A 21,914-nucleotide genomic window follows, 5' to 3' on the forward strand; every position below is an offset into this window, starting at 1 on the left:
TCTCCGAAAAAATCCACACGACAGCGGACCCAGATCACATTTCGGCAGCGGACGAAAGTTGCCGGGGGCAATGTATTTCTGTTCCGACGGAAACACCAGGCTCTTGGCCGCGACATTCCATTGTGGCCGGTAACGATTCAGGGACGGAGGTTCAGCCGATGGTGTTCTGGGCGATGAGGGCGAGGGCCGAGGCGCCCGCGAGGATGAGGACGGCGATTCTGACCCGGCCCCCGTCGAGGAAGCGCCGTAGCGGTCCGGAGACCAGGAAACCCGCGATCAGGAAGGGGATCAGCAGTGCCCCGAAGGTCAGCGCCCGGAGTGGGAGCCTGTCCAGCACCGCCAGGACGATCAGCGACTGGACGGCGCCGAGCATGAAGAACATCCCCAGGGTGGCCCTGATCTGCGGCCCCTTGGCGTTCTGGTAGACCAGGGCCATCGGCGGCCCGCCGATTCCGGTCGCGGTGCCGGCGATCCCGGAGATGAAGCCCGCCCCCGTGACGGTCCGCCCGGTGCGCGGCACGCTCACCACCCAGGCGGTGAGACCGACCGCGACCAGCACCATCATCCCGACGAGCAGGCCCAGCGCCCGGGTGGAGACCTGGACGACGACCAGGCCGCCGAGGAGGCTGCCCGGCACCCTGCCCAGGAGCGCGAAGCCCAGCCCCCGCCAGTCCACCTTGCGCCACTCGGTGGCCAGCGTGAACATCGGCATCACCGCGCTCACCACCTGGACGGCCCCCGGCACGACCCCGGGGTTGAGCAGCATGACCACCGGCGCCGCCACGATCCCCACTCCGAAGCCGACCGCCCCCTGCACGATCGCCCCGACGAACACCGCCAGTCCCACCGCGCAGAGCAGGAACACCTCATGGTTCATGAGTGTGACCGTACGGCCTGCGCCGCCGAGCCGGGCGACCGGCCGCCTGCCACCAGGCGGAGGCGGGCGGGCGCGCGGCCCGCCGAACCGGCGAAGGAGGCCCGGCGGAGAGGGTGACGTCTTCCGGGAGCACGGAGCCGCCCGGCGGGATGATGTTCCCGCCGGGCGGTCGTCGTCCGGGGTCTCCCCCGATGTGGGCGGGGCCCCCGTGGACCCCGCCCGCCCTCGTTCAGCTCTTGGCCAGCAGGGAGCGCAGGACGTACTGCATGATGCCTCCGTGGCGGTAGTAGTCCGCCTCTCCGGGGGTGTCGATGCGTACGACCGCCTGGAACTCCCTGTCGCCGGCCCTGACCGTGACGGTCCGCGGCACGACGCCCTCGTTGAGCCGCTCCACCCCGGTGATGTCGAAGGTCTCCTCGCCGGTCAGGCCCAGTGACTCAGCCGTCTCGCCCTCGGGGAACTGCAGCGGCAGCACCCCCATGCCGATGAGGTTGGAGCGGTGGATGCGCTCGTAGGACTCGGCGATCACGGCGCGGACGCCGAGCAGCGCGGTGCCCTTGGCCGCCCAGTCACGGGAGGAGCCCGAGCCGTACTCCTTGCCGGCCAGGATGACGAGCGGGACGCCCGCGGCCTGGTAGTTGGCGGAGGCGTCGTAGATGAAGGACTGCGGGCCTCCGTCGAGGGTGAAGTCACGGGTGTAACCGCCCTCCACCCCGTCGAGGAGCAGGTTCCTCAGCCGGATGTTGGCGAAGGTGCCGCGGATCATCACCTCGTGGTTGCCTCGGCGGGAGCCGTAGGAGTTGAAGTCCCCGACCTTGACGCCGTGCTGCCGGAGGTAGTCGGCGGCGGGGGTGCCGACCTTGATGGCCCCGGCCGGGGAGATGTGGTCGGTGGTGACCGAGTCGCCCAGCTTGGCCAGCACCCGCGCGCCGGTGATGTCGGTGACCGGCTGCGGCTGCGGGGGCATGCCGTCGAAGTAGGGGGCCTTGCGGACGTAGGTCGAGGCCGGGTCCCAGTCGAAGGTGTTGCCTGTGGGGATCGGCAGCGACCGCCAGGTCTCGTCGCCCTCGAACACGTCGGCGTAGTCGCGCAGGAACATGTCCTGGTCGATCGAGGAGGCGACGACCGCCGAGACCTCCTCGGGCGAGGGCCAGATGTCGGCGAGGAACACCGGCTCGCCGTCGGCCCCGATGCCCAGCGGCTCGGTGCTCAGGTCGATGTCCATGGTGCCCGCGAGGGCGTAGGCGACGACCAGCGGCGGCGAGGCGAGGTAGTTCATCTTGACGTCGGGGCTGATCCGGCCCTCGAAGTTGCGGTTGCCGGACAGCACCGCGGTGACCGCGAGGTCGTTGGCCTGGATGGCGGCGGAGATCTCCTCCTGCAGCGGGCCTGAGTTGCCGATGCAGGTGGTGCAGCCGTAGCCGACCAGGTTGAAGCCGATCTTGTCGAGGTACGGCTGGAGGCCGGCTCGGTCGAAGTAGCCGGTGACGACCTGCGAACCCGGGGCCAGCGAGGTCTTCACCCATGGCTTGCGGGTCAGGCCCTTGTCCACCGCGTTCTTGGCCAGCAGCGCGGCGCCCATCATGACGTACGGGTTGGAGGTGTTGGTGCAACTGGTGATGGCCGCGATGGTCACCACACCGTGGTCGATCTCAAAGCCGGTGCCGTCGGAGAGCGTGACCTGGACCGGCCGGTACGGGCGATCGCCGTTGAGGTCGGCGGCGTGCGGCCGGTCGGCGTTGCCGCCGTGGGAGATCGCCGGGGAGTCGGAGGCCGGGAACGACTCGTCGGACGACTCGTCGGTCGGGCCCTGGATGCTCGGGGTGTAGTCCTTGACGGCGGCGCGCCAGGCCCGCTTGGCGTCGGAGAGCGCGATGCGGTCCTGCGGGCGCTTGGGGCCGGCGATGGACGGGACGACCGTGGACAGGTCCAGCTCGATGTACTCGGAGAAGACCGGCTCCTCGGCCGCCGGGTCCAGCCAGAGGCCCTGGGCCCTGGCGTAGGACTCCACCAGCGCGACCTGCTCCTCGGAGCGGCCGGTGAGCCGGAGGTAGCCGATGGTCTCGCCGTCGATCGGGAAGATCGCGCAGGTCGAGCCGAACTCGGGGCTCATGTTGCCGATCGTGGCCCGGTTGGCCAGCGGCACGCTGGACACGCCCTCGCCGTAGAACTCCACGAACTTGCCGACGACGCCGTGCTTGCGCAGCATCTCGGTGATCGTGAGCACCAGGTCGGTGGCGGTGGCCCCGGCGGGGAGCTTGCCGGTCAGCTTGAAGCCGACCACGCGCGGGATCAGCATGGAGATCGGCTGGCCGAGCATCGCGGCCTCGGCCTCGATGCCGCCGACGCCCCAGCCGAGGACGCCGATGCCGTTCTCCATGGTGGTGTGGGAGTCGGTGCCGACGCAGGTGTCGGGGTAGGCCTTGCCGTCGCGGATCATCACCACGCGGGCCAGGTGCTCGATGTTCACCTGGTGCACGATGCCGGTGCCCGGGGGGACGACCTTGAACTCGTCGAAGGCGGTCTGGCCCCAGCGCAGGAACTGGTAGCGCTCGCGGTTGCGCTCGTACTCCCGGTCGACGTTGCGCTGGAAGGAGTCCGCCCCGCCGAAGAAGTCGACGATCACCGAGTGGTCGATGACCATCTCGGCCGGCGCGAGCGGGTTGATCTTGGCGGGGTCGCCGCCGAGGTCGCGTACGGCCTCGCGCATGGTGGCCAGGTCCACGACGCAGGGCACCCCGGTGAAGTCCTGCATGATCACGCGGGCCGGGGTGAACTGGATCTCCACGCTGGGCGCGGCCGCCGGGTCCCACTGGCCGAGGGCGCGGATGTGGTCGGCGGTGATGTTCGCGCCGTCCTCGGTACGGAGCAGGTTCTCCAAGAGGATCTTCAGGCTGTATGGGAGACGTCCCGACCCCTCGACGGCGTCCAGCCGGTAGATCTCATATTCCGCGTCACCGACGCGGAGCGTGTCACGGCTGCCGAAGCTGTTCGCGGACACGATTCGCCTCCCTTATCACCCGGTTGTCTGGCGCACCCACATAAAAGGCACATCTGAATCCTGCCGCACCACCGGAGCGCCCACGTCGATGAGGTATGCCTAACCGACGGGTCTTCCACAGGCTGCAGCGGATGTCTCGACATCAAGATATCGCGGAATATATCTCGACATCAAGTTACTCTTCAGTAAATTCAGGACCGCACAGAACGCTCAGGCCTGCACAAGCCGGAAGTACAGCAACCCGACGACGACGACGGAGAGGACCGGGGCCAGAAACTTCTGCTCGAAGGCGCGGCCCGTCTTGATGCCGATCTTCCACGGCAGCAGCCAGCGCTGCCTCATCGGCCACAGCACCGGGCACCCCTGTTCCGTGCAGCAGTCCCCCACGACGTGCACCAGGCAGCCGACCGCGACGGCCACCCCCAGCCAGGCATAGCCCACGTGGTCATTGCGGAACACCGCGAACAGCCCGATCGTCAGGCCGATGTTGACCATCGCCGAGGCGAACTTCTTGCCCGGGACGCCGACGCCGACGGCCCGCAGCGCCAGGCCGATGAGGAGCAGGACCATGACGTCCCGGCCGATCGGATAGGTGCTCGCGAGATAGTGGGCGCCGAACCCGGCCCCGATCGCGAACAGCAGCGAGTGGGTGGCGTGGCGGTGACCTCCGCTCAGCCACGCGACGGCCTTGCTCAGCCCCCAGGTGATCGGGCCGAAGGTCTGGGCGATCGTCGCGCTGGGGTGGTCCAGGTCCGGCAGCATCGCGGCACCCGCGCAGATCAGCGCTCCGGCGATGAACTCGGCGGGGGTGAGCGCGTGCACCATGACGCCGGTCTCTATGAACCTGGAGGACTCCGTGAGCAGCGGCAGGGCGGCCAGCGTCGGCGCCACCCCGAGCCAGGCCACCGCCCCCGTCAGCGCGTGCGTGTGCCCCATCATTGGCCAAACACTCCCATCATGATCACGCTGGGCGACTGTACGGCAAAGCCCGACTTAAGCAGAGGACCGTGCCATTCTGCACCACCGGCGCGTCGTTCCGGCGAGATCAATCTGACACATGAGAGCCATTCGTTTTTGCTGGATTCCGGGATTACCCGCACGCGCCGGGCACCCGCCGTACGCGCCGACGCCAGACCGCTCCGGCGGAGCCTGAGACCACACCCCGGATCTTCGGGGCCATGCGCCGGGCGAGGTGACCGCCGGGAGGTACGGCCGGCGGTACGCGGGGATCCGGCAGCTGGAACGTTCCCGTACCGCGAGAGCACCGGACGGGCGGTCGCAGAGGCCGACACCCAGGACGGGCCGGGTGCCGGCGATGGGACATCGGCGCGGCGCACCTGGCCGACCTGCGGGAACCTCCGACGGGAGGGCGTCCGCCAACGCCCGCCGTGCGAGAGGTTCACCGAAAAATCTCCGGCCAATCCCGTCTCGCGCCTTAGAAATAACAGACGGGACCGTTCCGCACCGAAAGCACCCCCCAGCCCTTCCGGCACGGAACGAATCCCGTCTATGTCCTTTGTAACGTGCAGGTCTCGGTACTTGTTCCAGATTCGGCCGAGAATTACGTGATCTACGTCACTTTTTTGTCGAGTCATGGAATGACCACTCTCCGCGACCGCCGAAAGGCGGGACGGAGTCGTCGCATGAGGGTTGTCGTTAGAATGTTCTCGATATATCTTTGAAGCATCGAGAGCGATCGAAGGACGATCGCCATGAGGGAGGCACCGTGACTTCCGCAGAAGCGATGGGCGGCCCCTGGGCCCACGCCAACCCCCACGAGATCCGGCGCCGGTTGAAGCGGGCCGCGCGGGAGACCCTCAGAGGCATGGCCGCCGACTGGCGGCACGGGGCCCCGGGGCCGCACGAGCACGGCCCCCACGACCACGGCCCGCACGGTTTCGGTCCACACGAGCACCGGCACAGGGAGCGGCGCGGCGGGTCCTTCCCCGGCGGCGCCTTCCCCTGGGACTTCGGCCGCGGCGGCCCGTTCGGCAGGGGTGGCCCGTTCGGCGGCGGCGGTCCCTTCGGCGGGGGAGGCCCGTTCGGGCGGGGGCGCAAGGCCAAGCGGGGCGACGTCCGCGCCGCGATCCTCGCCCTGCTCTCCGAGGAGCCGCGGAACGGTTACCAGATCATCCAGGAGATCGCCCAGCGCAGCCAGGGCGGGTGGAAGCCCAGCCCGGGCGCGGTCTACCCGGCGCTCCAGCAGCTCACCGACGAGGGCCTGGTCCTGTCCGAGGAGAGCGACGGCCGCAAGTCCTTCCGGCTCACCGAGGCGGGCCTGGTCTACGTGGCCGAGCACCCCGACGAGGTGCGTGCCCCCTGGGAGGAGATGACGCCCGACATCGGCGACAGCACCTGGGAGCTGATGGACCTGGCCCGCCAGTCGGGGTTCGCCATGCTCCAGGTTCTGCAGACCGGGAGCGAGGCGCAGATCCGGCAGGCCAGGCAGATCATGATCGAGACGCGCCGCGGTCTCTACCGGATCCTGGCCGACGGCGACCCCGGCGAGGAGTGACCCCACGATGACGTCCCCAGACGATCTCCGCATCGGAGACGCCGAGCGCGACGCGGCCATGACGGCCCTGCGTGAGCACTACGCGCAGGGCCGGCTGACCCACGAGGAGCTCGGCGAACGCCTCGAACTGGTCCTGTCCGCGCGGACCGGACGCGACCTGGCCCTGGCGGGCGCCGACCTCCCCGACCTGTACGGCTCCCACCCCGGCCGGCCGGAGGGCCCCGGCGGGGCCATGGGCGACGGGGAGAGCGTGTGGCCGCCCTGGGCCGGTCGTGCCGGACCCGGGGAGTGGCGTGGAGCGCGCGGGCGCCGGCACCACCTCGCCGAGGCGCACGCCCGGCGGCTCGGCCGCCGCGTCAGGTGGCCGGCCGGGGGAGAGACTCCCTGAGCCGCCGCATCTCCCCCGCGATCCGATCCAGCGTCCAGTGGGCGTTCAGCCCGCTGGGGTTGGGGAGCACCCAGACCGCCGCGTCGCCGATCCCGGTCTCCTGAGGTCCGATGGCCGCCCTGGGCCGCCCGAACGCCGTCCGGTAGGCGGTCACCCCCGCCACCGCCAGCACCCGGGGCCGAACCTCGGCGACCAGCCGCGCCAGCCGTGCGCCTCCCTCGCGGAACTCCTCGGGGGACAGTTCCGCCGCCTGCGCGGTGGCCCGCGCGGCCACGTTGGTGATCCCCAGCCCGTAGGAGGGCAGCTCCCACTGTTCCGCCGGAGCGAACAGCCGGGGGGTGAAACCCGAGCGGTACAGCGCGGGCCAGAAGCGGTTGCCGGGGCGGGCGAAGTGGTGCCCGGTGGCCGCCGAGTAGAGGCCCGGGTTGATGCCGCAGAACAGCACGTCCAGGGACGGCCCGAGCACGTCGTCGATCGTCCGGTCCGCGGCCGCGTCGAGCTCGGCCCTGGTCGGCGGCGCGGTCCGCGCCGGAGGTACGGGGTCCGCCGGAGGTACGGGGTTAGCCGGAGGCATGGGGGAAACCTAACCCATCTCCTCCAGTTTGCGCCCCTTGGTCTCCCGCACCTTGAACCACACGAAGACCAGCGACAGCGCGGCGAAGAAGGCGTAGCCCACATAGGCTCCGGCCAGGCTCCACTTGGCCAGGGACGGGAACGAGACGGTGATCAGCCAGTTGGCCACCCACTGGGCCGCGGCGGCCACCGAGAGCGCGGCGGCCCTGATCCGGTTGGGGAACATCTCGCCGAGCAGCACCCAGACCACGACACCCCACGACAGCGCGAAGAACAGCACGAAGACGTGCGCGGCGACCAGGGCGACGGCCCCCTGCGTCGAGGGCAGCCTGACCGTGTCCCCGCTGGGGATGCCCGCGCTGAACGCCCACGCGGCCACGCCGAGCGCGACCGTCATGCCGGCCGAGCCGATCAGCAACAGCGGCCTGCGGCCGATCCGGTCGACCAGCGCGATGGCGATGAAGGTGCCGACGATGTTGATGATCGAGGTGGAGAAGCTGATCAGCAGCGAGTCGCTCTGGTTGATGCCGACCGACTGCCACAGCGACGCCGAGTAGTAGAAGATGACGTTGATGCCGGAAAGCTGCTGGAAGACCGAGAGCAGGATGCCGATCCAGACGATCGGCAGCAGCCCGAACGACGGGCCGCGCAGATCGCGCAGCGTCGGCCGGCGCTCGCTGCGCAGCGAGTTCTCGATCTCCCTCAGCCGCTCGTCCAGGTCGACGCCCTCGCCTTCGACCTCCCTGAGCACCAGGCGCGCCGTCTCCGTCCTCCCCACCGCGACGAGGAACCTCGGCGACTCGGGGATGATGGTCGAGAAAAGCAGATAGAGCAGAGCCGGTACGAGACAGGCGCCGAGCATCCACTGCCAGGCCTCCAGGCCGAGCAGTCTGTTGTTGACGTTGCCCCCGGCGAGTTGCGCGATCGCGTAGTTGACGAGCTGGGAGACCGCGATGCCCAGCACGATCGCGAGCTGCTGGAAGGAGCCCAGCCGTCCCCGGTAGGCGGGCGGTGCGACCTCGGCGATGTAGGCGGGGCCGATCACCGAGGCCATGCCGATTCCGACGCCGGCCAGCACGCGCCAGAAGGCCAGGTCCCAGATCGCGAACGGCAGGGCCTGGCCGATGGAGCTGACCGCGAAGAGCAGCGCGGCCACCTGCATCGTCCTGGTACGTCCCCAGCGGTCGGCTATGCGCCCGGCGATCCACGCACCGATCGCCGACCCCAGCAGCGCGATCGCGACGACGAACCCGATCTGGACCGGGCCGACGCCGAAGTGCCGCTGAATACCGGTGACGGCGCCGTTGATGACGGCGCTGTCATAGCCGAAGAGGAAACCGCCGATCGCAGCCGCGGCCGTGATGAAGACGACGTGCCCCAGGTTCTCACTGGAGGTGCCCGATGGGGTGGTACCGGCCATGACAGTCCTTTCCCCGAAACACACATGCGTAACAGGGCCGCTTCCACGAGGTCGCCCCGTTCCCGATCATGGTGTCGCCTCTGCTCTGAACTGCGGAAACTCAGTTTCTCCCCTAGGGTGAGTGTCTCATGGTGGTCGAATGAGGACTCGGTGTGGTCATCCGGCCACCACCCTCGGGAAGGTGGAGCGCCGGAACCGGTCGTGGCCGGCGGGACACCCGGCTACCGTTGGGTCGCGACCACGGCCCGGCGGCCTGGCTCTCGGGAGGAGCGGCACCCGGCGACCCGCTCCGTCACCCGCGGGAGAACCTCAGGAGAACCTCATGGGAAAGCCCGTTCCGGACTGCGGACAGTGCACTGGAACAGGCAAGATCACCTATGAACGACCCAGAAAACAGGAAGACGGATCGGTTATATGGGTGAAGTCCCCAGAGAATTGCCACATATGCGGCGGGAGCGGGAAGTGTACGTAGCCGAAGGCGCGCACCACTGCGAGCTGCCGTGCCGATGGTGCGACGGCGACGGAACCTGGGCTCCGGAGAAACCCCGCGTCCAGGAGAACGGAGAGATCGTCTTCGTCCGGGTGACCGAGGAGTGCCGGATGTGCATGGGAACCGGGCAGTGCATGCACGCCCACGCCGGAGACCGGACCGGCGAGCCGGAGACGTAGAGACCGCGGGCGGGAGAACCGGAGGGACGGGAGACGGCGGCCTGGCCGGATGACCCGGCCGGCGGACCACGGGCGAAAGCCCCCTCACCGGCCTTACCAGCGCAGAATCGCGGCGACCCCGTCGAACTCGGCGAGCGTCTCCGCGGCCTCACCGTCCAGGACGATCACCTCGGCGTCGATGTCCAGGGCCCGCTCGATCATCCGCTCCCCCATCGTGGGCTCCCGCACGAGCGTCCGCGGCGACTCCCCCTCCGCGACCACCTCCGGCGGGTAGAGGCGCCCGTCGGCCGCGCGGGTGCCGCTCCACTCGCGGGACTCGTCCAGCAACAGCTGCGACACCCTGCTCTCGTTCAGCGCGGCGAGCACCGGTCCCAGGCCCAGGGCGCCCTGCCCGCCGGACAGCGCGGCGTCCTTGACCCGGTTCACCAGCCCCACACCGTGCCGGGTCCTGGCGGCCAGCAGCTGAGGCTCCACGTACTCAGCGAGCTTCGACGGAGGCAGCGAGTCCACCACCGCGTCGACCTGGATGACGTCGCCGCTCACCGCCGGCGCCGCCATCTCGGTCAGCTGGACGTCCCCGAGCAGCACGATCGTCTGCCAGCCCCGGCCGCCGGCCTCCTCGGTCACCCGGGACCCGGCGGCGCGCAGGTGCCTGGCGAGGTTCTCCCCGACGCGCCGCTCGAACTTGTCCCGGTGCGTCGCGGCCTGCCGGGCCAGCTCCGAGGACGCGGGACCGCGCATCTGCTTCCAGTCCTCCGAGACGATCTCGAAGGGGGTCCTGCCGATGTCCTCGGCCAGGCCGTACCGATAGTCGATCATGCGTAGCCCGTCGCGGGACAGGACGACGAGCCCGGCGGGCGGCGCGGCCTCGACCATGTTGACCAGCGGGCGCACGTAGGCCGTCGACTCCATCACGATCTGGTCGGCGACCGGCAGCTGGAAGGAGAAGGCCCGGACCTCGCCGTCACCGGCCGGGACGAACATCACCCGGCCCAGCCCCGACTCCGACGGGTCGAGCAGCTGCCGGAAGTCGGGTTCCAGCTCCTCCAGCCGCTTGAGCACGGCCATCCGCCGCGCGCGGTCCGGATCCGCCGCCACCCGCTCCCGCAGGGCGGACAACTCGTTGCCGAAGCGGATCCGCCATGCGGGCCGGACCGACGACTCCTCCCGTGGGGAGGCGGTCACGTAGAACGACAGCACCCCCAGCGCGTCGCTCATGGAGACGACCTCTCGCAGCGCCGCACGATCGAAATGCCGGAATTCCACGACGTCCCCCCTGGTGGTTCGAATCTCCACACTAGGGAGCGGGACGGAGGGGACCATCGTCGCAATCGGTAATATGCCCTCCTTCTTCACCGGTCTTTACCCGGGAATCACAGACGCGGGTCCACCGGCTCGGACTCCAGCGCCAGAATCGCGAAGACGGCCTCGTGCACCCGCCAGAGCGGCTCGCCCTCGGTCAGCCTCGACAACGCCTCCAACCCCAGGGCGTGCTCGCGCAGGGCGAGCGAGCGCTTGCGGCCCAGCGAGCGGCGGCGCAGGATCTCCAGGCTCTCGGTGTAGTCGGGGCCGTAGATGATCCGCAGATACTCCTGCCCGCGCACCTTGATCCCCGGCTGCACCCGGGTCCCGCGGCCGGCCTCACCCGGCCGCGCCTCCGTCACCCGCGCCTCCGCCGCCTCCGTGGGATCGGCGCCGCCCTCCCCCGTCCAGGCCGGCCGGTCCAGCGGCTTGACCACCATGCCCTCCCCACCGGCGGCGGTGAGCGCCGACCACCAGGCCGTCGCCGCGTCCCTGGACTCCGGTACGGCCAGGTCCACGAACACGTGCCGGGTGGGCGCGACAAGCGGGTCGTCAAGCCGGGAGAGCATCTCCAGATGCCAGGAGTGCGGCTCGTGCACGGCGGTCGCCCGCCCCTCACAGGCCAGGATCTGGAACGGCGCCAGCCGTACCCCGTCCAGGCCGGAGACCGGCCAGCAGTAACGCGCATAGGCGTCCCTGAACCGGGCAGCGTTGACATGGCGGCGGCGGGTGCGGCCCAACAGATCGCCCACATCCACTCCGCGCCCGGCCGCCGCCTCCAGCAGGGCGACGGCCTCGGGCAGCGCGGTGCGGGCCGCGGCGCCCACCGCCGCGTACTGGCTGCGAATCAGCCCCTCCGCCTTGGCCGACCAGGGCAGCAACTCGCAGTCCAGGACGAGCCAGTCCGATCCCAGCTCGTCCATGAGCGGCGCGCACGCCCGCCTGAGCCGGTCCACCAGCTCGGTGGTGTCGTCGAAGAAGGGCCTGCCCGTCCGGGTGTGGACCACCCCGGCGGTCCCGTCGGTGACCCCGAACCGCGCCGCCGCGACCCTCGGGTCCCTTGCCAGTACGGCCACCGCCCGCGACCCCATGTGCTTCTCCTCGCACACGACCCGGCCGACCCCGGCGGCCGCGAACTCGGCGAACGCCTCGGCCGGGTGCTCCAGGTAGCCGTCGAGCCCGGAGGTCTCCGGCGGCGCCATCGTGGGCGGCAGGTAGACCAGCCAGCGCGGATCGACCGCGAACCGGCTCATGATCTCCAACGCGGCGGCCGAGTTCTCCTCCCGGACCTTGATGCGTCCACCGCCGTACCGCACCTCGATGTGCCTGGTGCCCCGGACGTCCTCGATGGAGAGCACACCGGGTTCGCGGTGGCCGGGGGCGGTGAGCGGCCTGGCCGGCTCGTACCAGACCCGCTCCGCGGGCACCGAGACGATCTCCCGCTCCGGATAGCGCAGCGCGGTCAGCCGCCCGCCGAACACCACCCCGGTGTCGAGGCAGATCGTGTTGTTGATCCACTCGGGCTCGGGGACCGGGGTGTGACCGTAGACGACCATGGCCCGGCCGCGATACTCCCCCGCCCAGGGGTAACGCACCGGCAGACCGTACTCGTCGGTCTCGCCGGTGGTGTCGCCGTACAGCGCGAAGGAGCGCACCCGGCCGGAGGCGCGGCCGTGGTACGCCTCCTTCAGCCCGGCGTGCGCCACGACAAGCCCGCCCCCGTCGAGCTGGTAGTGACTGATCAGGCCGTCCATGAAGATCAGCGCGGCCTTGCGGAACTCCTCGGGGCAGGCGTCGAACTGGTCCAGGGACTCCCGCAGCCCGTGGGCGACCTTGACCTTGCGCCCGTTGAGCGCGCGGGCCAGCCTCTGCTCGTGGTTACCCGAGACGCACAGGGCCGTCCCGGCCTCGACCATCCCCATGACCAGGCGGAGCACGCCCGGCGAGTCCGGCCCCCGGTCCACGAGGTCACCGACGAAGACCGCCGTCCGGCCCTCGGGGTGGGCCGCGCCGGCGCCGCCGGGATCGACCTCCCAGCCCAGGCCGCGCAGCAGCGTCTCCAGTTCGGCGCGGCAGCCGTGCACGTCGCCGACGATGTCGAACGGCCCCGCAAGCTCGCGCCGGTCGGTCCAGGCCCGCTCCCGGGCGACCACGGCGGCCTCGATCTCCTCGACCCCGCGCAGCACGTGGACCCGCCGGAAGCCGTCCCGGGAGATCTTTCCCATGGACCGCCTCAGCTCCTTGCACTGCCGCCGGACCACGTGCGGCCCGAAGGCCCGGTCGGGTCTGTCCGCGTTGCGGTCGATCGCCACCCGCTCGGGCACGTCCAGGACGATCGCGTCGACCAGCACGTCGTGTGACCTGGCCAGGTCGATCAGCCTCTTCCGCGCCTCCCACTGGACGTTGGTGGCGTCCACCACGGTCAGCAGTCCCCGTCGCAGGCGGGTGGCGACGATGTAGTTGAGCACGTCGAAGGCGTCGGGGGTGGCGGACTGATCGTTCTCGTCGTCGGCGATCAGGCCCCGGCAGAAGTCGGAGGAGATCACCTGGGTCGGTGTGAAGTGCCTGCGGGCGAAGGTCGACTTCCCGCTGCCCGACACCCCCACGAGCACGACCAGCGACATCTCCGGCACCGCGATGTCAACCATTTCCGCCTCCCTCTCCTGCGGCGCCCCGGGTCTCCTCCCCGCCGCCTCCGGTGTCCCCGCCGTCCCCGACGGCGAACAGGGCCATCTGGGTGGGTGGCCCCACCCGCGGGTCGTCGTCGCCGACCGGGCGAAACGCGACACGGTAGCCGTACTCGTCGCAGACCCTCGCCGCCCACGCCCGGAACTCGGCCCGGGTCCACTCGAAACGGTGGTCGGGGTGACGCATGCCGTCCAGAAACTCGTAACGCACGTTGTACTCGGCGTTGGGGGTCGTCACGATCACGTTTCCCGGCCGGGCGGCGCCGAAGACGACCCGCTCCAGCGCGCCCAGCCGAGGCGGATCGACGTGCTCGACCACCTCCATGAGCACGGCTGCGTCATATCCGGCGAACCGCTCGTCGGTGTAGGTCAGCGCGCCCTGGAACAGCTCCAGCCGCTCCCGCCGCCGGTCGGGCATCCGGTCGAGCCTCAGCCGCCTGGCCGCGAGGGCCAGCGCCCGCGCCGACACGTCCGCGCCCGCCACCTTCGTCAGCCCCGGCCTGCCCAGCAGTTCCCCGACCAGCTGCCCCGACCCGCACCCCAGGTCGATGACCGTGCGCGCGCCCAGCTCCTCCAGCGCGCCGAGCACCGCCTCGCGCCGCAGGACGTTCAGGGGCCGCCTGGGCACCTCCCCCGCCTGCCCGGAGCCGGAAACGGCGCCGGAGCCGGGCTCAAGCCCGGAGACGGGTTCGGGGACGGGCGCCGGTTCGGGAACAGAGCCGGGGACGGGCTCGGCGGTGGACTCGGGGCCGGAAGCGATCCGGGACGCCGAGACGGCCTCGGAGCCGGCGGCGGGCATCGGGGAGTCCTCCTCGACCGGGGGGTCGAGGTCCTCCTCCACATCGTCGCCCAGCTCGGCCAGGCGGGCGAAGGCGGCGCGGGTGAGTGCCCGGCTGCGGCCCAGGTAGCGGCGGGTGATCAGGCTCCTCTCCGGGTGGCCCGCCAGCCAGGACTCACCCGCCCTGATCAGCTTGTCCACCTCGTCGGACGCGACCCAGTAGTGCTTGGAGTCGTCGAGCACCGGGAGCAGCACGTACAGGTGGTTGAGCGCGTCGGCCAGCCGGACCTCACCGCGCAGCGACAGCCGGACGTAGCGCGAGTCACCCCATTCCGGAAACCCCTCGTCCAGCGGTACGGCATCCGCCCCGACCGCCCAGCCGAGCGGTTCGAACAGCCGGTGCGCCAGGTCCGGGCCGCCCCCGCACGGCAGTACGGGCAGTGTGATCTCCAGTGGGATCGGCCCGGCGGCCAGCTCGGGACGGCTGCGGCAGTGCCCGGCGCGCGCCGTGCGGAACACCTCCGCCAGCGCGACCGCCAGCAGCGACGACGCGGCGTAGGGCCGGTCGTTGACGTACTGCCCCAGCGCGTGGTCGGGCGTGGACCGGCCGCGAGAGCGCGCCAGGCCGATCGGGTCGACGTCGAGCAGCAGCGCCGCGGTGCAGCGCTCCTCGCCCGCCTCCGGGTAGAAGACCCTGGCCACGCCGTACGACTGGGCGAACTCCTGAATCCGGTCCGGATGCTTGTGCAGCAGGAATCCGAGATCCGTGGCCGGCCGCAGGGTCGTGGAGATCGTGAGCAACACCTGGCTCAGTCTGCCTGATGTCCGATCTACCCGGCCATGGGTTATTGATGACTTGACGGAGATGAACGTCATTATCCGGGCACTACGGACGGCATCCGTAGAAAGCCAACGGCGTGGCGGGGACACTTGCTAGCGTTCGGACCTCCGGTGCGCCACGTGACGGGTCGAGCACTCCCCGCGATCGCCCGGTGCAGCCGAGGAGGTGGCCCCATGCCGACGACGACGGACCGTCCCATCGCCCGCCGCGCCCGCGAACCCGGCACCCCGCCCCGGTCCGTCATCGCTCTCGCGTGGGTCGCGCTCGTCACCGGGACCGGCGTCGCGATCTGGCTGCTGCCCGCCAAGCCGGACGAGCACCTGGCCCGCCCCGCGCCCCCCGCGGCCGCCACGGCGCCCCCCTCACCGGCCACCCGGCCCGCCAGCCGGCCCGCCGACAGGCCGTCCGGACGGATCGCCCGCCCGTCGGGGTTCGTGACCTTCGTGAACGCGGCCCGTGCCCCGCTCCCTCCGCTGCCCAGGCCCGCCAGGCGGGGCCGTGTCCGCTGGTTCACCCTCGGACACCTCACCGCCGGACCGGGCGGCTGTACCCCCGGCTGGGCGGGGCCGGGGAGGCGAGGGGGCGTCCCCGGCCCCGCCCGGCTGGGCCGCCTGCGCGCGGCGGGCGGCGACGCCGGGCTGGTCTTCGGCGGCCCCGTCGGGCGCGAACTGGCCGCCGCCTGCACCGACCCCGGCCGTCTTCTCAACGCCTACCGGCAGGCGGTCGACACCTTCGGCGCCGGCTACATCGACTTCGAGATCCGGGGTCCGGCCGACGGGGAGACCGTACTGCGCCGCGCGAGTGCGATCGCGGCCCTCCAGCGGGAGGCAGCCGCCGGGGGCCGTCCCCTCACGGTGAGCTTCACCCTGCCGGTGACCGGCGCCGGGCTGACCCGCGGCGACCAGGAGATGCTCCGCACCACCAGGGAGGGCGGCGCCGAGATCACCACGGTCAACCTCCTGGTCCCGATCCAGGACGGGGCCGCCGGACGGCCCCGCCTGCGTTCGGTCGCCTCGGCCGTCCGCACCGCCCACCCTCAGATCGCCCGATCCCTGGGCGGCTCCACCTCCTGGCGCCGGGTCGCCCTCACCCCCGTCCTGACCGGCCCCCGCGACCTCGACATGGCCGACGCCCGCAGACTCGCCGCCTTCACCAGCCGTAACGGACTGGCCTGGCTCTCCACCCGGGGCGCCACCCCCACCACCGGCGTGACACGTCTCCTCGCCGACATCGCCCGCTAGAGATGGCAGCGCATCCCGCGGCCAAAGGCTAGACCGCGTCCCTGACCAGCAGGGTCACGCACTCCACGTGGTGGGTCATCGGGAACACATCAAATTTCCGTTTTCCCAGCTCAGATAGAGGACAGTGACTCACGATCAAGCGCCGTGCGCATCTGATGCGCATTGATCTTCGACCACGCCGCCTCAATCTCTCCGTGCGCGCCGGGAGCAAGGTGCGCATACCGAAGAGTCGTCTGGTACGAAGCATGGCCCAGGAGGTCCTTGACCCTGTAGAGATCGACCCCGGCCTGCACGAGCCAGCTCGCCGCTGTGTGCCGACAGTCGTGCGGGTCATACCTCGGCACCGGCTCGACCCGCTGGGCGGCAGGGAGCCCTCGGTTCTCGCGGATCTTCTCGTTCGCCGCGTCGATCGCCTCATACCAGACGACTCGCCAGTTCGCCCCTGACAGCAGTGCCCGCTCCTCGGCCTTCGGTGACCGGCGCCGCGTCACGAACACGAAGGCGTCCCGGCCTCGCTCGGCAATGAGCGGGGCCATCCGCTCCAGCACCCAGCGGGGCACCGGCACCTCACGCCGGGAAGAGGAGTTCTTCGGGTACTCCTTCCACTTCCCGCGCTGGGAGACGACTCCGCAGATCGAGACCTTCCCGCGCAACCAGTCGATCGGGTTGCCCGTCTCGTCGTCGCGCTCGGCGCCGCAGACGCCGGCGGCCTCGCCCCACCGAGGCCCGGCGTAGCACATGAGGTCGGTCATCACGCCATGCCCCTCGGGCAGCTCGGCGACGATCGCGGCGACCTGATCCGGGGTGAACCATGACGGGAGCTTCGCCACGGTCGCGGGCAGGGCAACCTTCTGGCACGGCGATGCCTGGATGACCCCCTCCAGGGCGGCGTCGCCGAGCATGCTGGCCAGAAGGTTGTACGATCGGCGGATCGCGTACCGGCCGACACCCTGCTTCTCCATCCGCCGCACCCACTCCTGGACGTTGATACGGCCGATATCACCCAGACGCCACTCCCTCCAGTAGGGCAGGATCCGCAACCGGAACTGGGCTTCGTCCCCGCGGCGGGTCTCGTCCTCGACGACGCGGGCTGGCCACCAGGTGGCGTACCACTCCCCTGCCGTGATCCGCCCGGCACGCGGATTGACCTTGTGACCCTGAGCGATTTTCGCCTCCTGCTCCTTCGCCCAAGACTGGACGACGGATTTCAGCTTGTCGGACTCAGTGATACGCCTCCCGCCCGGCAGGTCCACGGTGGCCTGCCAGAGACCGGACGGGAGCCTGCGATAGCGCGCCATCAGCCCTCCAGGGGTTGGGGAATGGGATCGGGTGAAGCTACTGCATGAGACGCATGAGCTGCGTGGCGTGCACGGCGATCCGCTGGGCGAGATCGAGCGCAATGAGGGACCGATCCACGCTGAGATGGATCACACCGGGCTCAATCTCAGCGACCGCCAGGCGAGATCCTGACACCTGGCGGACACGATGCATCCGTAGTTCGACGACCGGATCGGCTGCGGGGCCATCCGGACGCCAGTCGTACAGGGATGTGGTGTCGTCTCCGATGCTCTCCAGCGTGGGGATGAGCATCGGGTCGATCAGGGCAGGGTCGACGTAGGCGTAAATAAGGCCCTGAGCAGGTACTGCATGGATCATCACAGGGTCGGCTGCGACTGCTGCCATCGGCCTGTACTGGACTGTGTGCATGTTGCCCATCCGAGGCATCTAGTACGTATTCGCACAGGCGTCCGAGTATGCCTCCGGGGGTGATGACACATCACCCCAGTTAGCAAAGCGTAACTTTACAGTGACTCGTTACCGTCACTCTCGCCCGCGAGTCGATGCGCGAGACTCCGTGCGGTCTCGATCACGATCTGCCGATCGGAGTCGCTCAGGCCGGGGGGGATCTCGACTGTGACCCACTCCCCCTTGTCGACGTCGATCAACTCGACGCCGATCCACTGCGCGGCGGCCAGTCGCCTGATGAGCTCGACGTCAACGCCCATTCCCGCAGCTAGAGCACGGTATCGCCAGGGTTCTGGCGACCGAGGAACTCGGTTCTCCACTAGATGCTTGATCCACTGCGGCAGGAGTTCTTCGCCCGTTTCAGGATCCCGGGACCGCCTGGCCAACGAGAGATTCGAGACTCCAGCGCGCTCCATGTAGTCCTTGACGTACCTGCTGAGCCGGGCGCCGGTCCCAGTCCGGTGCTCACCCACAGTCCGCGTCCCCTCACGTATGCGGTGATGACCCACCACCGATTTGTTGCAACCTGTCCGTGTCTACACGCTACAAGCGCATGCAACAAGATGCTGACACTAAATCAATGCCCCTATTGATGCGACCAGGCGCGCCGAATCCGTGGACATCTGTGCGCTGCCACCGTATGGTGATGATGCATCACCACCGAGAAGTTCCCACGAGACCCCGGGAGGTACCAGCATGCCCGGCCGCCCACAGATGGTGCTGACGGACCGCGCCGAGCTGATTCGCCTGATCGACGCCCGCTTTACTTCGGCTGTCGACTTGGCTGCTACCAGCGGCGTCAACAGGCAAACCATTGGCTGGCTGCGTGGTGGTCATCGCAGCTCCACGAGCCGCAGATCGGCCGACGCCCTCGCCCGCGCCCTTGGTGTCCCCACCGCCGCCCTCTTCCGACCCTGGCATGGTGATGATTCATCACCATCTACTACGGAGCCCCTGCTCCTAAAGATCGGCGAGGTCGCCGACGCCCTCCGGTGCGGCGAGACCCACGTCTACCGACTCATCGCCGCCGGCGAGCTCGACACGACCGACGTCGCCACCCCTGGCAGCAGCAAGTCCAAGAGCCGCGTGCCGCGCGAGTCCTTGCACGCCTATGTACGGCGCCAGACCAGGAGCGCGCCGCGGCCGAACCGCTCGCCGGCTTCCACCCCCTGACCCCCACCCGATCCCGACGAAAGGACACCCATGACTGACCGAGCCGAGTACATCAAGGGCCTGCGCGCCCTGGCCGACATCCTGGAGGCCCACCCCGGACTACCGCTGCCCTACCAGGGCAGCAGCCCCCACTATGCCCGTCTGACCTTCTCCGACTTCCTGATCAGCAAAGACCCGCGCGCCAACATGGCCGCCGCCCGCCGCGCCCTCGGAGTCCCCATGGAGAAGGGGGACCACGGCGAGTACTTCGACCTGACCGGCACCCTGCACGGCCTGTACTTCAAGCTCACCGCGTTCCGGAAGGACGTGTGCGAGCGGGTCGTGACCGGCACCCGCGAGGTCGTGATCGAAGAGCCCGGCCCGGCGTCGGTCGCCGCCCTGCCGAAGGTTGCGCGGGTTCAGGTTGTCGAGGACGTCGAGTGGCGCTGCCACCCGCTTCTCGCCAGCGACGTGGAGCAGGTTCCGGCGGTGGCCCAGTGAGCGCCCCCGCCACCTGCCGGCCCGGTTTCACCCGCGCCCAGGTCGACCAGCTCCTGCAGCCCATCCACACCAACCGCGTCCTGCGCGACGGCAAGGGCCACTCCCACGTCTCCCAGCAGGACGTCCTCGCCCATCTCACCCGGATCTTCGGCTTCGGAAACTGGGACATCGACGTCCGCAACATCGAGCTCGTCTTCGAGACCGAGCGATTGAAGAACGGCGAGCCGACCGGCCGGTGGGACGTCTGCTACCGGGCCATGGCCCGGCTGACGGTCCGCGACCCCGAGGGCCGCGAGATCTGCCACTACGAGGACGGCAGCACGGCGACCGCGCAGAACCAGACGCGCGGCGACGGCCACGACCTCGCCTACAAGTCCGCGATCAGCCTCTCCAAGAAGCGGGCAGCCATCCACTTGGGTGACCAGTTCGGGCTCTCCCTCTACAACAAGGGGCAGACGAAGGCCCTGGTGATCGGCACGCTCGTTCTCCCTGAGGGGGACGTCGCGGCGGCCGACGTGCAGGCCGACGTGCCCGAGCAGGTGTCTCTCGGCAATGACGAGATCGAGCGCCCGATGGACGGCGGTGAGCCTGCCGGTCAGGCCGTCTCGTCGGCCTCGTCGGCGCCGGCTCCCCCGGCCGCCGCCCCGCCTCCGGTTCCGGCCGCCCGCCAGATCTCCCAGGCCGCGCAGCGGCTGCTGATCGAGGCCGAAGAGGCCGCGACCGTCGCCGCGCTCGGCCTGGTCTGGACGGCCATCACGGCGCTGCTGCGGCAGAGCGAGATCACCCAGGCCGAGGCCGACCAGGTGCGCGCCCGGGTGCAGGAGCTCAAGGCCCAGCTGACGGAGGTAGCAGCGTGAGTACCAACGACCAGGCCGTACGCATGATCGTGGCCCGCGTGCTGCGGGAGATCCTCGCCACGGCCGATGAGGCCGACCGGGCCGTCGCCCGGGAGACGTGGACCGTCGGCGACCGCCTCGGCGCCACGCTCGGCGGGAAGGTCGCCGGTCACGCCCAGCTGCGCAAGGGCACCACCCGCGCGGTCGTCTCCGACGCGGAGGCGTTCCAGGCGTGGGTGGAGCGGGTCCACCCCGGCGAGATCGAGTTCATCTCCTCGGTGCGGGTTCGTCCCGCCTACCAGGCGTCGGTGCTGGCCGCCGCGAAGAAGCTCGGCGATGCGGTCGCCGCGGGCGGTGAGGAGATCCCCGGCATCACGGTCGTCGAGGGCGACCCCACGGTGGCGGTGACCCTGGCCGACGGTGCGGTCGACCTGGTCGCGGCGGCGTGGCAGTCCGGGGAGCTGTGGGAGCTCATCGGCGACCTGCTGCCCGCCCTGGAGCCCGCGCCGGGCGCCGAACTGTCCGGGGATGAGGGCTGATGCCTCGTGACCTGCGCTCCGCCGCACTCGGCTATCTGCGCTCCGGTGCGGTGACCGTGCTCACCGCGCTGTCCCCGGAGACCGGCCCCCGACGGCCGTACCTCATCAAGGCCGACGTGATCGGCCACAAGTCCACCTACCAGGTCGGCCACGTGATCGGCCACGGCTGGGCGTGCACCTGCCGCCGGGGCGAGCCCGGCTCTTGCGCGCACGTCGCCGCGGTCGCCCTGGTGGTCGGCCACGACACCTCCGCCCGCCCCACCACCACGAAGGGAACGGTCCGATGATCGTCGAGGATGAGAACGGCCGGGATATCGACCTGCGCGACCTGGATGACGACCGCGAGCCCGAGCCGCCGGAGCCCGAGGAGGAGCAGCCGCTCGACCTCGACGAGCTGGCCGCCACGCTCGCCGACGCGCAGCACGACCCCTACGTGCCCGCCGCCACGGCCGAGGTGCTCAACGCGGTCCCGCGCCTGCTGGCCAGGTTGCGCGCGGCCGAGGCGGAGCTGGCCGACTGGCGCGGGCGGTCCCACCGCTACGAGTACGCGGTGACCTACCGCGAGGAGGAGCCCTCCTCGGTGGTGCGGGTCACCCGCGCCCACGCCGAGCGGGCCTGGTCCGACGGCATCGGCTACACGCCGTGGGTGCGCACGATCAGCACCTCGGACTGGGCCGAGCTGACCGAGGCCCCGTTCTGATGACGCACCGCCGAGACACCGGCCGTCGTGAGCGCGGTCGGCACCGCCAGGACGACGGCGGATGCATCGCCGCCGTCGTCGCCGTGCTGCTGGCCCTGGCCATCGTCGCCGTCCTGGCGCTCTACCTCGCCATCTGAGCAGCCCCGCC

The 21,914-nt window shown here is 70.4% G+C and carries 22 protein-coding genes; 11 read left to right on the top strand and 11 right to left on the bottom strand.

Annotation, left to right across the window (positions count from 1 at the left end):
- Positions 1-151: 151 nt before the first annotated feature.
- The 3 genes from ABZ194_RS02270 to ABZ194_RS02280 form a co-directional block, all read right to left on the bottom strand.
- The gene (locus ABZ194_RS02270) at positions 152-877 is read right to left on the bottom strand and encodes a sulfite exporter TauE/SafE family protein (RefSeq protein WP_355591054.1); all 726 of its coding nucleotides are present in this window, start codon (positions 875-877) and stop codon (positions 152-154) included.
- Between the two features lie 229 nt (positions 878-1,106).
- Complete coding sequence (gene acnA / locus ABZ194_RS02275; protein WP_355591057.1) at positions 1,107-3,878, bottom strand: aconitate hydratase AcnA; 2,772 nt, start codon at positions 3,876-3,878, stop codon at positions 1,107-1,109.
- A 210-nt stretch (positions 3,879-4,088) separates the two neighbouring features.
- Positions 4,089-4,817, bottom strand: coding sequence for a metal-dependent hydrolase (locus ABZ194_RS02280; protein ID WP_355591058.1), 729 nt, complete (start codon positions 4,815-4,817; stop codon positions 4,089-4,091).
- A gap of 787 nt (positions 4,818-5,604) precedes the next feature.
- Between ABZ194_RS02280 and ABZ194_RS02285 the strand changes: the two genes are divergently transcribed.
- On the top strand, positions 5,605-6,393 hold the full coding sequence (locus tag ABZ194_RS02285; RefSeq protein ID WP_355591062.1) for a PadR family transcriptional regulator: 789 nt from the start codon (positions 5,605-5,607) through the stop codon (positions 6,391-6,393).
- A gap of 7 nt (positions 6,394-6,400) precedes the next feature.
- Positions 6,401-6,781: a DUF1707 domain-containing protein gene (locus tag ABZ194_RS02290; RefSeq protein WP_355591068.1), complete on the top strand. Its 381-nt coding sequence runs from the start codon at positions 6,401-6,403 to the stop codon at positions 6,779-6,781.
- On the opposite strand, the gene mug is transcribed toward ABZ194_RS02290, so the two are convergent.
- Positions 6,750-7,355 carry a G/U mismatch-specific DNA glycosylase gene (mug, locus tag ABZ194_RS02295; RefSeq protein ID WP_355591072.1) on the bottom strand — a complete coding sequence of 202 codons (606 nt, stop codon included), beginning with the start codon at positions 7,353-7,355 and terminating at the stop codon, positions 6,750-6,752. The genes ABZ194_RS02290 and mug overlap by 32 nt on opposite strands.
- 9 nt (positions 7,356-7,364) lie before the next feature.
- Positions 7,365-8,774 (bottom strand): sugar porter family MFS transporter, encoded by a 1,410-nt coding sequence (locus ABZ194_RS02300; RefSeq protein WP_355591075.1) that lies wholly within the window; start codon positions 8,772-8,774, stop codon positions 7,365-7,367.
- Between the two features lie 462 nt (positions 8,775-9,236).
- On the opposite strand from ABZ194_RS02300, the gene ABZ194_RS02305 reads away from it, so the two are divergent.
- Positions 9,237-9,443: a hypothetical protein gene (locus ABZ194_RS02305; protein WP_355591078.1), complete on the top strand. Its 207-nt coding sequence runs from the start codon at positions 9,237-9,239 to the stop codon at positions 9,441-9,443.
- A 93-nt stretch (positions 9,444-9,536) separates the two neighbouring features.
- On the opposite strand, the gene ABZ194_RS02310 is transcribed toward ABZ194_RS02305, so the two are convergent.
- The 3 genes from ABZ194_RS02310 to ABZ194_RS02320 form a co-directional block, all read right to left on the bottom strand.
- A complete protein-coding gene (locus ABZ194_RS02310; RefSeq protein ID WP_355591081.1) occupies positions 9,537-10,709 on the bottom strand; it encodes a VLRF1 family aeRF1-type release factor in 1,173 nt (390 codons plus the stop codon).
- 107 nt (positions 10,710-10,816) lie between these two features.
- Positions 10,817-13,393 carry a polynucleotide kinase-phosphatase gene (locus tag ABZ194_RS02315; protein WP_355591084.1) on the bottom strand — a complete coding sequence of 859 codons (2,577 nt, stop codon included), beginning with the start codon at positions 13,391-13,393 and terminating at the stop codon, positions 10,817-10,819.
- Positions 13,386-15,014: a 3' terminal RNA ribose 2'-O-methyltransferase Hen1 gene (locus tag ABZ194_RS02320; protein ID WP_355591087.1), complete on the bottom strand. Its 1,629-nt coding sequence runs from the start codon at positions 15,012-15,014 to the stop codon at positions 13,386-13,388. Before ABZ194_RS02320 ends, ABZ194_RS02315 begins: the two co-directional genes overlap by 8 nt.
- Before the next feature lie 210 nt (positions 15,015-15,224).
- Between ABZ194_RS02320 and ABZ194_RS02325 the strand changes: the two genes are divergently transcribed.
- Positions 15,225-16,292, top strand: a complete 1,068-nt coding sequence (locus ABZ194_RS02325) for a hypothetical protein (protein WP_355591090.1) — start codon at positions 15,225-15,227, stop codon at positions 16,290-16,292.
- A gap of 110 nt (positions 16,293-16,402) precedes the next feature.
- Here the strand turns inward: ABZ194_RS02325 and ABZ194_RS02330 are convergent, their stop codons facing one another.
- From ABZ194_RS02330 to ABZ194_RS02340, 3 genes are all read right to left on the bottom strand, one after another.
- Positions 16,403-17,590 (bottom strand): tyrosine-type recombinase/integrase, encoded by a 1,188-nt coding sequence (locus ABZ194_RS02330; RefSeq protein ID WP_355591093.1) that lies wholly within the window; start codon positions 17,588-17,590, stop codon positions 16,403-16,405.
- Between the two features lie 37 nt (positions 17,591-17,627).
- On the bottom strand, positions 17,628-17,948 hold the full coding sequence (locus ABZ194_RS02335; protein ID WP_355591096.1) for a hypothetical protein: 321 nt from the start codon (positions 17,946-17,948) through the stop codon (positions 17,628-17,630).
- Between the two features lie 146 nt (positions 17,949-18,094).
- Complete coding sequence (locus tag ABZ194_RS02340) at positions 18,095-18,298, bottom strand: hypothetical protein (RefSeq protein ID WP_355591099.1); 204 nt, start codon at positions 18,296-18,298, stop codon at positions 18,095-18,097.
- A 436-nt stretch (positions 18,299-18,734) separates the two neighbouring features.
- On the opposite strand from ABZ194_RS02340, the gene ABZ194_RS02345 reads away from it, so the two are divergent.
- Genes ABZ194_RS02345 through ABZ194_RS02375 form a run of 7 tightly spaced genes read left to right on the top strand, consistent with a single transcriptional unit; the run spans position 18,735 to position 21,903 of the window.
- Positions 18,735-19,211: a helix-turn-helix domain-containing protein gene (locus ABZ194_RS02345; RefSeq protein ID WP_355591102.1), complete on the top strand. Its 477-nt coding sequence runs from the start codon at positions 18,735-18,737 to the stop codon at positions 19,209-19,211.
- Positions 19,212-19,241: 30 nt separating this feature from the next.
- Positions 19,242-19,691: a hypothetical protein gene (locus tag ABZ194_RS02350; protein WP_355591105.1), complete on the top strand. Its 450-nt coding sequence runs from the start codon at positions 19,242-19,244 to the stop codon at positions 19,689-19,691.
- Positions 19,688-20,548: a Rad52/Rad22 family DNA repair protein gene (locus ABZ194_RS02355; RefSeq protein WP_355591108.1), complete on the top strand. Its 861-nt coding sequence runs from the start codon at positions 19,688-19,690 to the stop codon at positions 20,546-20,548. Before ABZ194_RS02350 ends, ABZ194_RS02355 begins: the two co-directional genes overlap by 4 nt.
- A complete protein-coding gene (locus ABZ194_RS02360; protein ID WP_355591111.1) occupies positions 20,545-21,066 on the top strand; it encodes a hypothetical protein in 522 nt (173 codons plus the stop codon). The genes ABZ194_RS02355 and ABZ194_RS02360 overlap by 4 nt, the downstream gene beginning before the upstream one ends.
- Positions 21,066-21,353, top strand: coding sequence for a hypothetical protein (locus ABZ194_RS02365; RefSeq protein WP_355591114.1), 288 nt, complete (start codon positions 21,066-21,068; stop codon positions 21,351-21,353). Before ABZ194_RS02360 ends, ABZ194_RS02365 begins: the two co-directional genes overlap by 1 nt.
- Positions 21,350-21,766 carry a hypothetical protein gene (locus tag ABZ194_RS02370; protein WP_355591117.1) on the top strand — a complete coding sequence of 139 codons (417 nt, stop codon included), beginning with the start codon at positions 21,350-21,352 and terminating at the stop codon, positions 21,764-21,766. Before ABZ194_RS02365 ends, ABZ194_RS02370 begins: the two co-directional genes overlap by 4 nt.
- Positions 21,766-21,903, top strand: coding sequence for a hypothetical protein (locus ABZ194_RS02375; RefSeq protein ID WP_355591120.1), 138 nt, complete (start codon positions 21,766-21,768; stop codon positions 21,901-21,903). The genes ABZ194_RS02370 and ABZ194_RS02375 overlap by 1 nt, the downstream gene beginning before the upstream one ends.
- Positions 21,904-21,914 lie beyond the last annotated feature (11 nt).

The organism is Streptosporangium sp. NPDC006007, from assembly GCF_040614315.1.
Taxonomy (GTDB): domain Bacteria; phylum Actinomycetota; class Actinomycetes; order Streptosporangiales; family Streptosporangiaceae; genus Streptosporangium.

What these genes read in the sequence shown, in the direction of transcription:
- ABZ194_RS02270 (WP_355591054.1), bottom strand. Translation starts at nt 877, where the DNA reads ATGAACCATGAGGTGTTCCTGCTCTGCGCGGTGGGACTGGCGGTGTTC.
- ABZ194_RS02280 (WP_355591058.1), bottom strand. Translation starts at nt 4,817, where the DNA reads ATGATGGGGCACACGCACGCGCTGACGGGGGCGGTGGCCTGGCTCGGG.
- ABZ194_RS02290 (WP_355591068.1), top strand. Translation starts at nt 6,401, where the DNA reads ATGACGTCCCCAGACGATCTCCGCATCGGAGACGCCGAGCGCGACGCG.
- mug (WP_355591072.1), bottom strand. Translation starts at nt 7,355, where the DNA reads ATGCCTCCGGCTAACCCCGTACCTCCGGCGGACCCCGTACCTCCGGCG.
- ABZ194_RS02300 (WP_355591075.1), bottom strand. Translation starts at nt 8,774, where the DNA reads ATGGCCGGTACCACCCCATCGGGCACCTCCAGTGAGAACCTGGGGCAC.
- ABZ194_RS02315 (WP_355591084.1), bottom strand. Translation starts at nt 13,393, where the DNA reads ATGGTTGACATCGCGGTGCCGGAGATGTCGCTGGTCGTGCTCGTGGGG.
- ABZ194_RS02325 (WP_355591090.1), top strand. Translation starts at nt 15,225, where the DNA reads ATGCCGACGACGACGGACCGTCCCATCGCCCGCCGCGCCCGCGAACCC.
- ABZ194_RS02330 (WP_355591093.1), bottom strand. Translation starts at nt 17,590, where the DNA reads ATGGCGCGCTATCGCAGGCTCCCGTCCGGTCTCTGGCAGGCCACCGTG.
- ABZ194_RS02335 (WP_355591096.1), bottom strand. Translation starts at nt 17,948, where the DNA reads ATGATCCATGCAGTACCTGCTCAGGGCCTTATTTACGCCTACGTCGAC.
- ABZ194_RS02340 (WP_355591099.1), bottom strand. Translation starts at nt 18,298, where the DNA reads ATGGGCGTTGACGTCGAGCTCATCAGGCGACTGGCCGCCGCGCAGTGG.
- ABZ194_RS02345 (WP_355591102.1), top strand. Translation starts at nt 18,735, where the DNA reads ATGCCCGGCCGCCCACAGATGGTGCTGACGGACCGCGCCGAGCTGATT.
- ABZ194_RS02350 (WP_355591105.1), top strand. Translation starts at nt 19,242, where the DNA reads ATGACTGACCGAGCCGAGTACATCAAGGGCCTGCGCGCCCTGGCCGAC.
- ABZ194_RS02365 (WP_355591114.1), top strand. Translation starts at nt 21,066, where the DNA reads ATGCCTCGTGACCTGCGCTCCGCCGCACTCGGCTATCTGCGCTCCGGT.
- ABZ194_RS02370 (WP_355591117.1), top strand. Translation starts at nt 21,350, where the DNA reads ATGATCGTCGAGGATGAGAACGGCCGGGATATCGACCTGCGCGACCTG.
- ABZ194_RS02375 (WP_355591120.1), top strand. Translation starts at nt 21,766, where the DNA reads ATGACGCACCGCCGAGACACCGGCCGTCGTGAGCGCGGTCGGCACCGC.